This window comes from Komagataeibacter sp. FXV3, from assembly GCF_015155755.1.
Classification (GTDB): Bacteria; Pseudomonadota; Alphaproteobacteria; order Acetobacterales; family Acetobacteraceae; genus Komagataeibacter.
The window spans coordinates 1-10,952 of sequence record NZ_VWPI01000054.1; the positions used below are offsets into that span (position 1 = coordinate 1).

Consider the following 10,952-nt stretch of genomic DNA (forward strand, 5'->3'; position numbering starts at 1 on the left):
CCTGCCCACCATCATGACGCGCCGTGGCCCCATCGCCCCGCGTTCCGTGGGACAGGGACAGTACATGGACATGCTGGCGCGACAGGAAATGGTGTTTGGCCTTGGCCCCGCCGGCACGGGCAAGACCTACCTTGCGGTCGCGCAGGCGGTGGCCATGCTGCAGGCGGGACAGGTGGACCGGATCGTCCTGTCGCGGCCCGCGGTCGAAGCGGGCGAACGGCTGGGCTTCCTGCCCGGTGACCTGAAGGAAAAGATCGATCCCTACCTGCGCCCGCTCTATGATGCGCTGCATGACATGATGCCGGGGGATCAGGTGATCCGGCGCATGGGCACGGGGGAAATCGAGGTGGCGCCGCTTGCGTTCATGCGCGGGCGGACGCTGGCGCACTGTTTTGTGATTCTGGACGAGGCGCAGAATACAACCCCCGCCCAGATGAAGATGTTCCTGACCCGCATGGGGGAAGGCACGCGCATGGTCATTACCGGCGACCTGAGCCAGGTTGACCTGCCGCGTGGCGTGACATCCGGCCTGAGGGAAGCCGTCGAGACGCTGGACGGCCTGCCCGGGATCGGCATGATGCGATTTGAATCGCGTGACGTGGTGCGCCACCCGCTGGTGGCGCGTATAGTGGAGGCATACGACCAGCGCGCCGGGGCACAGCACCGTCCCCACCGCGCCCGGTCGCAGCAGGAGAACGATGAAACCTCGAAGTAGCACAGGCCCCGCCCATTCCGGCGGGGTCGCGGATGCAGCGGGACGGGCCGGTGCGCCCGTCCTTCCGGCCGGATTGGACGGCCCCGACATAACCGTGGCGGACCGGCGCTGGAACCGCGCCGTCCCCAACCCGGCGCGGCTGGTGGCGCGCGCCGTGGACGCCGCGCTGCAGGCCACGGGATGCCATGGGCCGGTAACGGTCGTACTGGCCGATGACCGCACGGTGGCCGACATGAACTGGCGCCATCGCGGCCGGAACAAACCCACCAATGTCCTGACATTCGAATACGCCCCGGCCCATGCGGGTGGCGGCATATGGGGCGGTGACATCATCATCGCGTTCGAGACGGTGGCGCGCGAGGCCCGCGCGGCGGGCCGCACGATGGCCGCCCACCTCGCCCACCTTGTCATCCATGGCGTCCTGCACCTGGCCGGGCATGACCACCATCATCCCGGCGAGGCACGGGAGATGGAGATGCTGGAAGCCCGCACCCTGTCCGGGCTTGGCATCGCCAATCCATGGAAATCCGGCCGCATGGCCACCACGCGGGGGGTACGGTCATGAGCCGGAATGGCAGTGACGCGGGCGCGGAACCTCCGTCCGGGTCGCGCGGCAAGGGATTCCTGTCGCTGTTCAGCCGCAAACGTGGCGAACAGGGACTGCGCCATTCCATTGCCGCGCTGGTCAAGGAAGCCGATGACGCGGCGGGGGATGAAGCCGACCCCCGGTCGTCCGAACTGGACCGGCAGGAACGCGCCCTGCTGGCCAATGTGCTGCGCCTGCGCGGGATCACGGCGGATGACGTGATGATCCCGCGCGCCGACATCGTGGCCATGCCCGTCGATATCAGTCTGGACGAGGCACTGGCCATGATGCGACGGGAAAACCATTCCCGCATGCCGGTCTATCGCGACCAGCTGGATGACATCGTGGGCATGATCCATGTGAAGGACCTGATCGCCTATGTCGGCACGTCCGAAGCCTTCCGCATGGAACCCCTGCTGCGCCAGCCGCTTATGGTCGCACCCCAGTTGCCGGTGCTGGACCTGCTGCTGCAGATGCGCGTCCGCCATGTCCATCTGGCGCTGGTAATCGACGAATATGGCGGCATCGACGGCCTGGTCACCATCGAGGACCTGATCGAAACCATCGTGGGCGACATTTCGGACGAACATGATGAGCCTGCGGCCAACATGATACGCGAAAGGCCGGACGGCACGCTGGAGGTGGACGCCCGCACCCCCGTCGCGGCGTTTGAGGAAAAGGTTGGTCCAATCCTGACGCGGGAGGAACGTGAAGCCGAGATCGAGACCGTGGGCGGACTGGTTTTCCGTCTGGCCGGTCACGTCCCGACACGCGGCGAAGTCGTAACCCACGAAAGCGGCATGGTTTTCCGCATTCTTGATGCGGATGCCCGCCATATCCGCCATGTGCGCGTGCGCCTGCCGCCACGTGAGGCGCCGCCCGCCGCCTGACCATCACGGCACGCCCGCGCCATGCGGGCGCGCCATGGCGCGTGGAATGGATTTACGCGCGCCCGTCGCCTCTTTACACTCGCCGCGCCGGGGTTTTATCCCCCATCCAGTCCCATACCGGAGAGTGACCCGTGATGCCCATCAAACGCCGCACCCTGCTTGCCCTTGCCCCCGCGCTTATTACTGGCGGCAGCCTGCTGTCCGGCAGGGCCATGGCGCAGGACGCCGACCCGCGCCTGTCGATCCGCGCGGTGGGCAACCCGCAGGCCAAGGTGCATGTCGAGGAATGGTTCTCCCTGACCTGCACGCACTGCGCGCGCTTCGCCGCCGAAGTGTTCCCCGAAATCCGCACCAAGCTGGTCGATACGGGGCGCGTGTACTACATTTTCCGTGATTTCCCGCTGGATCAGGTGGCGCTGACCGCATCCATGGTCGCCCGCGCCCTGCCGCCCGAACGCTATGAGCCCTTCGTGCTGGCCCTGCTGTCCAGCCAGGACCGCTGGGCATTTGGCAAGGACGTGAACCCCGAGGAACAGATCCAGAAGATGGCGGCACTTGCCGGCATGTCGGCCGACACGTTCCAGCAGACCATCCATGACGACAAGCTGCGTCACGCCATCATGGATGAAGAAGACCGTGCGCAGGCGCAGTACAAGATCGATGGCACCCCCACCTTCCGCTTCAACAACAAGGAACAGGTGGCGCAGGAACTGAATTACGAGGAGTTCGCCAAGAAGGTCGAAGCGGCGGCACAGTGACCGGGACCACGCCATCATGACCGCCCGTTTCGTCCGGCTGCGCATCGCAGGGTTCAAAAGCTTCGCCGACCCGGTTTCCGTCGATATCCTGCCGGGGCTGACGGGCATTGTCGGGCCGAATGGCTGTGGCAAGTCCAACGTGGTCGAGGCCCTGCGCTGGGTCATGGGGGAAACCAACGCCCGTTCGCTGCGCGGCGGGGAAATGGACGACCTGATCTTTGCCGGGACCACCGCGCGCGCCGCACGCAACATGGCGGAGGTCACCCTGACGCTGGAAGGGGCGGCCGAGGTCGCCCCCGCCCCCTTTCAGGGGCAGGACGAACTGCAGGTGTGCAGGCGCGCGGACCGGGGTGCCGGCAGTGGCTACCGCATCAATGGCCGCACCACGCGCGGGCGCGACGTGCAGACGCTGTTTGCGGATCTGGCGTCGGGGGCGCGTTCTTCGGCCATGGTCAGCCAGGGCCGCGTGTCCGCGTTGGTCAACGCGCGGCCCGAGGAACGCCGCACCATCCTGGAAGAAGCCGCCGGCATTACCGGCCTGCATGGCCGCAGGCATGAAGCCGAACTGAAGCTGCGCGCGACCGAAGCCAACCTGGCCCGCGCCGAGGACCTGCGCATCCAGCTTGAGGCCCGGCTGGGTGACCTGCAGGAACAGTCCGAGCAGGCAGGCCATTACCGTGAACTGTCACAGGGACTGCGGGAATCGGAAGTCGCCCTGCTTGCGCTACTGCATGCCCGCGCGCACAAGGCCGTGGCCGATGGCGAAACCGCCCTGCACGCGGCACGGCGCGACCTGAAGGCCGCCGAGGAGGTCGCCGAAGGCGCGGTCATCGCGGATTACGAAATCACCCAGACCCTGCCCGCATTGCGCGACGAACTGGATACCCGGCGCACCGAACTGGAACGTTTCAAGGTACGCGCCGAAACCATTGCTGATGAACTGGCCCGCGCCGAAGCCGCACTGGATGCCGCCCGCACGCGGCTGAGCGAATGCGAAAGCGCGCAGGCCGCCGCCCTTGCCCGCCGCGATGACGCCACCGTCATGCGCGACCGGCTGGTGGCTGAACGCGCGCAGGTGGAAGAACGCCTGTCCGCCCTGCCCGACCTGTGCACGACAGCACAGGCCGAATGCGCCGCGCTGGCGCAGGCCATGACGGACATGGCCGGACGCGTGGAACAGGCCACCACGACCCTGCGCGAAGCCCAGCTTCAGACCATGCAGGCGCGCGAAGTGCTGGATGGCGCCATCGCCACGCACGAACGCCTTGCCGCCCAGCACACGGAACTGGCCACCGAAATCGCGGACCTTGAGGCCGCCATGCCGACCGAAGCCGCGATTGCCGAACATGATGCGCGGATCATCGAAGCCGAACAGTGTGCGACCGATGCACTGGCCATGCGTGAAGCCGCGACCCACACCCATTCGGAAGCCGTGCTGCAGGCTGGCCTTGCCCGCAATGCCGCCACCGAAAGCCGCCGCGTGCATGAACAGGCGACGCATGACGCCAATGCGGTGCGCGACCGGCTGGATGCGCTGGAACGCAATATCGCCAGCGTGCGCGCGCATGTGGAAAAGGCCCGCGCCAGCCTTGTCCCCGAAACCGAACGCCAGCGCCTGACACAGGTGGTGGCCGAGGCGGAAGCCACGCTCGGCGCCATCCGCGCGGAACTGGGCAATGCGGAAGAAGCCCGCGCACAGGCGACACAGGCCGAAATACAGGCCAATGCCCGCCTGAAGGATGCCCGCGCCACCCGCCAGACCACGCAGGAAGCCCTGCGCACGGCGCGGGCGGCCCGGCAGCGCGCGCAGGGCGAGGTGGACACGCTGGCCGCCAGCATGGAACGCCTGCGCGCGCAGGCGGTACCGGATGCGGACCTGCACGCCCTTGTCAGCAGACGTGAAGCCGCCGAGGCCGCGCTGGAAGCCGCACAGCAACACATGGCGGCCATCGAGACCGCCAGTGTCGCTGCCACGCGGGAAGACGAAGCCTGCGCCAGCCGCCTGTCACAGGCGCGCGCCACCCTGTCGGGGCTGGAAGCGGAAGCCGACGGCCTTGCCCGCGCCCTGCAAAGCGACAGCGATACGGACGCCCCCGAATCCGGGACGACCCTGGCGGAAAGCCTGCATGTGCCGACCGGGCTGGAAACCGCGCTGGCCGTTGTCCTGTCAGATGGGCTGAATGCCACGCTGAAAGGCAAGGCCCCGCGTGAATGGCACGACCTGCCCACGACCACGCCCGCCCCCTTCCCTGCCGCGGGAATCCAGCCGCTCTCCGCCCTGCTGAACGCGCCGCCCGCCCTGTCCCGCGCGCTGGGGGCTGCGGGGCTGTTGCCCGATGGCATGGATGGGACAGCATTGCAGGCCAGCCTTACGCCGGGGCAATGCCTTGTCACGCGCGATGGCGCGCTGTGGCGGTGGGATGGCTATGTACAGGCCCCCAATCTGCCCGGACGCGCGGCCCTGCGGCTGAAGCAGCTTGGCCGCCTGCGTGAACTGCGCGCGGAACTGGAGCAGGCGCGTACCGAAATCCCGGCGCTGGAACAGGCCGCCAGCACTGCCGCCACGGCCCGCGAACAGGCGGCGCGGGAACTGGTGGCCGCCCGTACGGCGCGCGCCAGTGCCGAAAGCACACTGGGCACCACCCGCACGCAGGAAGCCGACCTGTCACGGCGGCATGCCACCATCACGGCCCAGATCGACACGCTTGCCGTGCAGCAGGACACGGCCGCCGCCGCCCTGAAGGAAGCCGAGGCCGCCTGCACCCGCGCACAGGAGCACGAATCCAGCCTACCGGATCTGGCCCGGCTGGAACAGGCACAGAAAGCCGCCAGCGCGCAGGTGGCGCAGGCGCAGACCCATGAAAGCGGGCTGCGCACCACCCGCCAGCTGGCCGAAGCGAAGCTGGAACAGGCCCGTCAGGCCATGCAGGCCACCATGTCCAGCCATAGCGAGGCCGAAACCCGCCTGCAGGCCATGCAGCCCGAACTGGCCCGGCTGGAAACCGACCGCGACGCGCTGGCGGCCGAACTGGCCACACGCCGCGAACAGCTTACGACCCTGCCCGACCCCGACCTTGCCGAAGGGGCGGCACGGCAGGCCACGACCGCCGCCAGTGAGGCGGAACAGGCCCTGCGCCAGGCACGCGACACGGTGGAAGCCACCACCACGCAACTGGAACACGCCCGCACGGCCCGCGCGGGGCTGGAACAGAAAATGCGCGAAACCGGCGCACGGCTGGAAGCCCGCCGGGCACGAATGGCGGACCTGTCCCTTGCGGTGGCGCAGGCGGATGAAGCGGTGGAAAATGCGCGGACGCGGCTGGCGGCCCTGCCTGACATTGCCGGGCTGGAACACGCACTGGGCGAACTGCGCACGCACGATGATGCCCTGCGCGCACAGGAACATGAACGCCGCGACGCCGTGGCGCAACTGCAGGCGGAAGAAGCCAGCCTGCGCCAGCGTTTTGACGCATCGGCACAGGAACTGGCGCAATGGACCGCCCGTGTCGAGGCCGCCACGCTGGAGGCCGAAGCAGCCCTGGCCCGACTGCACAACGCACAGGCCGAACATGAACGCCTGGCCCCGGAACCCGTGGCGGTGCGTGCGCGGCGGGATGCGATCGCGACCGAACTGGAACAGTATGCCGCAAGCCACGACGTGGCGGCGACGGCACTACAGCAGGCACAGGACCGCCAGGGCGAACTGCAGGCAGGCCGCCGCACGGCGGAGGAAGTCCTGACCGCCGCGCGTGAGGAACTGGTCCGCGCCGAAGGCAGGCGGGAGCAGGCGCAGGTGCTGCTGGAACAGTTACAGGCGGAATCGCAGCCACCCGCCGGTGTGGTGCCGGCGGATCTGAGCGTGAACGCCGAAACCGGCCTGCGCCGCAAGGTCGCCCGCCTGACCCGCCAGCGTGACGAACTGGGCCCCGTCAACCTGCGTGCCGAAATCGAGGCACAGGACGCATCGGGCAAGATCGACACCATCCTGCACGAACGCGACGAACTGCAATCCGCCATCGCCCGCCTGCGTGGCATGATCGGCCAGCTGAACCGCGAGGGACGTGAGCGGCTGATGGCCGTGTTTTCCCAGATCGACCAGCATTTCCAGTCCCTGTTCGCACGCATGTTCAATGGCGGGCGGGCACATCTGGGCATGGTGGGCAATGATGACCCGCTGCAGGCGGGGCTGGAAATCTATGCCCAGCCGCCGGGCAAGAAGCTGGCGACGCTGTCCCTGCTGTCGGGCGGGGAACAGGCGCTTACGGCGCTGTCGCTTATTTTCGCGGTCTTCCGCTGCAATCCCGCGCCCGTCTGCGTGCTGGACGAAGTGGATGCCCCGCTGGATGACGCCAACGTGGGCCGTTTCTGCGCCCTGCTGGGTGACATGGTGGCCGAAGCGGGCACGCGCTTCCTTGTCGTGACCCATCACCAGCTGACCATGGCGCATATGGACCGGCTGTATGGCGTGACGATGCAGGAACGCGGGGTCAGCCGCGTGCTGTCGGTCGATCTGGAACGCGCGACCGAGATGGTGGACACGCCTACCGCATAAAACACTGTTGTTAAAAAATAAAAGTTTCCGGGCGCCGCCTTTTTTGAAGAAAGCTTCACCAAGAACTTCTGATTTTCAAACAGGCATCCGGTGCGAAATAGAACAGGCCTGTGGGAACCATTATCCCACAGGCCTCTTTTATCCTGGACCGGATGCCGGTGTGGGAAAGGGGCGGTCACCATCCGCCGCCTTTCCCGCAGGCTTCATGCTTCCATGGGAAACAGCGCCTGTGATTACGGCATCATGCTGCCGGTATCGATAAAGCGCTGGTGCCACGACAGGGCTTCGTTCAGCAGGTGCGGCGACTGCTGGCCGAACGACCCCGCACGGGCACGCTTGTAATAATCCTGCAGCATCGGGCGATAATCGGGATGCGCACAGTTGGCGATGATCACTTCCGCGCGCTGCTTGGGCGACAGGCCACGCAGGTCGGCCAGACCCTGTTCGGTCACCAGCACCTGCGAATCCTGCGTGATGTGGTCCACATGCGACGCCATGGGCACGATGGCGGAAATCTTGCCGCCCTTGGCGGTGGACGGCGTCATGAATACGGAAATATAGGCATTGCGGGCAAAATCCCCCGAACCGCCAATCCCGTTCTGGATTTTCGAACCCATGATCTGGGTCGAGTTCACATTGCCGTAGATATCCGATTCGATCAGGCCGTTCATGGCGATACAGCCCAGGCGACGGATCAGGCCGGGATGGTTGCTGATGTCCTGCGGGCGCAGGATGATCTTCTTCTGGAATTCACGCATGCGGGCATTGAGCGATTCCGCGGCTTCGGGGCTGAGGGAGAACGCGGTGGCCGACGCGACCCGCATCTTGCCCGTTTCCAGCATGCCCAGCATGCCGTCCTGAATGACCTCGGTATAGGCGGTCAGGTCGTTGAACGGCCCTTCTTCCAGCCCGCCCATGACGGCGTTGGCCACATTGCCCACGCCGGACTGCAGCGGCAGCAGCGACGGCGGCAGGCGGCCCATCTTCACTTCATGGCGGAAGAATTCCATCAGGTGGCCCGCGATGCCGCGCGCGGTCTCGTCGGGGGGGGAGAACGGGGCGTTGCGGTCGGGGGCGTTGGGTTCGTCAATCGCCACGATCTTGGCCGGGTCCACCTTCAGCGACGTGCCACCAATGCGGTCATCGGGGCGCAGCAGCGGAATGGGCTGGCGGTGCGGCGGCAGGGCCGCGCCGTACCAGATGTCGTGCATCCCCTCGAGTGCCGCGTCCTGCCAGCTGTTGACCTCAATGATCACCTGTTTGGCGGTATCGAGCCATGTCTTGGAATTGCCGACGGAAGACGACGGGACAATGCTGCCGTCCTCACGGATGGCCGTGGCCTCGATGATGGCGGTGTCGATCTCGCCAAAGAATCCCGCCCAGGCCATGGGGGCGACATGGCTGAGATGCATGTCCAGGTATTCCGTCTCGCCCTTGTTGATGCGCGCGCGCAGGCCGGGATCGGAATTGTAGGGCATGCGGAAGGAGATGCCGTTAACCTTGGCCAGCGCACCATCGAGTTCCGGCCCGGTGGAGGCCCCGGTCAGCAGCCGGATACGGTATTCGTTACCCTTGGCATGTTCGCGCTCCATCAGGGCGGCAAGCGCCTGCGGCACGGCCTTGGGGTAACCCGCGCCGGTAAAGCCGCTGGTACCAACCGTGCTGCCCGGTCGGACAAGGGACGCCGCCTGCTCGGCGGTGGTGATCTTGGCCCGGAGCGCCGCATTCCGGATTCGGGTGTGGTCGATCATGAACTTTCCCTCAAACTCTTATCGTTATGTCCGGCCTGAGCCGGATATGTCGTATGCCTCAGCCAGGGTCTGGCGGGGCTTTTGCTGTCCCCATCGTGCTGGCACCTGTCCGATCTGCCCAGCCCTCGCGTGCGGTGTGGGTATTCCCGTTGCACCCCATGCGCCGACGCTGCGTTCCACTTCGGCATGACGCCATCATCTGTTCTCCCTCCGGCAGGCGACGTCACAACAAAAGAGTGTGACACCGCGCCCGGACCCCGGTGACGGGTTTCACGTTTGCTCCATCACCGGACGGGATATGCGCAGGGTGTATTTTTGGTATGTATTTTTGGCAATATACTCCGTCAGCCAGCTGGAATGTCGTTACCTGCCTGCAACCGTTTTGTGTCATTAAAGATACATTCTTGGCCATCCCCCTAGTGCAAAGGCGGCCAATCTTGTGAATAATAGGCAACAAGACCCAATCAGGGGACCCCGGCACACGGCACCGCCATAGAGACAGGAGAGGATTTTCGTTTGAGACGTCGATTTCCCTCTCACAGGCCTGTCATGGCACGGGAAGGCACGTCCCCGCCCGCCCCGGCGAGGGATTACCCGTTACCCCCGGTCACGATGCCGGCGCACCCGCTGGCGGACCTGCTGGCCGGCCGTCCCCTGCGCGTCGTGGGCGACGTGCATGGTGACCTGCACGCCTTCCGCCATGCCGCGGCGACGGACCGGTTTGTCATACAGCTGGGTGACCTGGTGGATTACGGCCCCGACAGCGCCGGGGCCTTCCGCCTGATGCAGCGCCTGATCGATGAACGGCGCGGGCTGTTCATCCTGGGCAACCATGACCGCAAGCTGGCCCGTGCGCTGCAGGGGCGCAAGATGCGGCGCGACCCGCCATTGATGGAAACCCTGACCCAGTTCATGGCCGAGGAAAACAGCGATGTATTCCAGCGCGCGCTGGCGGACCTGTCATGCGCGCCCGCGTGGATCGTGCTGGGGCAGTCGATATTCGTGCATGGCGGCTTCCATGTCCGCATGCTGGGCGAACTGCCACCACCGGGGCTGGGCACCGTCACCCCCCTGCTGTCGCGCGCCCTGTTTGGCGAGACGACGGGCCGGATGCAGAAGGACGGCTACCCTGAACGGCGGCTGAACTGGGTCGATCACATTCCCGCGGGCTATACGGTATATTGCGGGCATGACCGCCGATCCACCGACGGGCGGCCATGGGTCAGGCATGGCCGGATGGGCGGTCGCGCCATCTTTACCGATACCGGTGCGGGCAAGGGTGGCCACCTGGCATGGATCGACCTGCCGCCCATCCTTTAAGCCCACAAGCATTCCCATACTTCAGGAGAGCCTTCCCACATGAACACCACCCAGGCCACGCAGGATGCCGCGCAGGCGAAGCTGGAAGAACTGCGTCGCAGCATCGACAATATCGATGCAGCCCTGATCTACATGCTGGCCGAACGTTTCCGCCATACGCAGGCGGTGGGAAAGCTGAAGGCGACCAACCACATGCCCCCCGCAGACCCCGCGCGTGAGGCCCGTCAGGTCGCGCGCCTGCGCCAGTTGGCCAAGTCAGCCCAGCTGGACCCGGATTTTGCCGAAAAATTCCTCGCCTTCATCATCCGCGAGGTCATCCGCCACCATGAAGCCATTGCCGCCAGCGAAGGGCGGTAAGCCCCCGATGCCCGACATACAGG

The 10,952-nt window shown here is 66.3% G+C and carries 8 protein-coding genes; 7 read left to right on the plus strand and 1 reads right to left on the minus strand.

Translation table 11 applies throughout. From position 1 onward, the window contains the following. The 5 genes from F1542_RS05455 to F1542_RS05475 form a co-directional block, all read left to right on the plus strand. On the plus strand, positions 1–715 hold a 715-nt coding region (locus F1542_RS05455; protein WP_193732148.1), incomplete at its 5' end, for a PhoH family protein. Continuing rightward, positions 699–1,280: an rRNA maturation RNase YbeY gene (gene ybeY, locus F1542_RS05460; protein ID WP_227672506.1), complete on the plus strand. Its 582-nt coding sequence runs from the start codon at positions 699–701 to the stop codon at positions 1,278–1,280. The genes F1542_RS05455 and ybeY, both read left to right, overlap by 17 nt. Then, entirely contained in the window at positions 1,277–2,191 is a 915-nt protein-coding gene (locus F1542_RS05465; RefSeq protein ID WP_193732149.1) for a hemolysin family protein, read from the plus strand. Before ybeY ends, F1542_RS05465 begins: the two co-directional genes overlap by 4 nt. A gap of 134 nt (positions 2,192–2,325) precedes the next feature. Then, a complete protein-coding gene (locus F1542_RS05470; protein WP_193732154.1) occupies positions 2,326–2,949 on the plus strand; it encodes a thioredoxin domain-containing protein in 624 nt (207 codons plus the stop codon). 16 nt (positions 2,950–2,965) lie between these two features. Continuing rightward, positions 2,966–7,501 carry an AAA family ATPase gene (locus F1542_RS05475; RefSeq protein ID WP_193732150.1) on the plus strand — a complete coding sequence of 1,512 codons (4,536 nt, stop codon included), beginning with the start codon at positions 2,966–2,968 and terminating at the stop codon, positions 7,499–7,501. 233 nt (positions 7,502–7,734) lie between these two features. Here F1542_RS05475 and F1542_RS05480 read toward each other — a convergent pair whose 3' ends face one another. Further along, positions 7,735–9,252 carry an acetyl-CoA hydrolase/transferase family protein gene (locus tag F1542_RS05480; RefSeq protein ID WP_193732151.1) on the minus strand — a complete coding sequence of 506 codons (1,518 nt, stop codon included), beginning with the start codon at positions 9,250–9,252 and terminating at the stop codon, positions 7,735–7,737. Positions 9,253–9,864: 612 nt separating this feature from the next. Between F1542_RS05480 and F1542_RS05485 the strand changes: the two genes are divergently transcribed. Both F1542_RS05485 and F1542_RS05490 read left to right on the plus strand, forming a co-directional pair. Continuing rightward, positions 9,865–10,572, plus strand: a complete 708-nt coding sequence (locus F1542_RS05485; protein WP_193732155.1) for a metallophosphoesterase — start codon at positions 9,865–9,867, stop codon at positions 10,570–10,572. A gap of 39 nt (positions 10,573–10,611) precedes the next feature. Next, positions 10,612–10,929 (plus strand): chorismate mutase, encoded by a 318-nt coding sequence (locus F1542_RS05490; RefSeq protein ID WP_193732152.1) that lies wholly within the window; start codon positions 10,612–10,614, stop codon positions 10,927–10,929. The last annotated feature ends 23 nt before the right edge of the window (positions 10,930–10,952 follow it).

What these genes read in the sequence shown, in the direction of transcription:
- ybeY (WP_227672506.1), top strand. Translation starts at nt 699, where the DNA reads ATGAAACCTCGAAGTAGCACAGGCCCCGCCCATTCCGGCGGGGTCGCG.
- F1542_RS05465 (WP_193732149.1), top strand. Translation starts at nt 1,277, where the DNA reads ATGAGCCGGAATGGCAGTGACGCGGGCGCGGAACCTCCGTCCGGGTCG.
- F1542_RS05470 (WP_193732154.1), top strand. Translation starts at nt 2,326, where the DNA reads ATGCCCATCAAACGCCGCACCCTGCTTGCCCTTGCCCCCGCGCTTATT.
- F1542_RS05475 (WP_193732150.1), top strand. Translation starts at nt 2,966, where the DNA reads ATGACCGCCCGTTTCGTCCGGCTGCGCATCGCAGGGTTCAAAAGCTTC.
- F1542_RS05480 (WP_193732151.1), bottom strand. Translation starts at nt 9,252, where the DNA reads ATGATCGACCACACCCGAATCCGGAATGCGGCGCTCCGGGCCAAGATC.
- F1542_RS05485 (WP_193732155.1), top strand. Translation starts at nt 9,865, where the DNA reads ATGCCGGCGCACCCGCTGGCGGACCTGCTGGCCGGCCGTCCCCTGCGC.
- F1542_RS05490 (WP_193732152.1), top strand. Translation starts at nt 10,612, where the DNA reads ATGAACACCACCCAGGCCACGCAGGATGCCGCGCAGGCGAAGCTGGAA.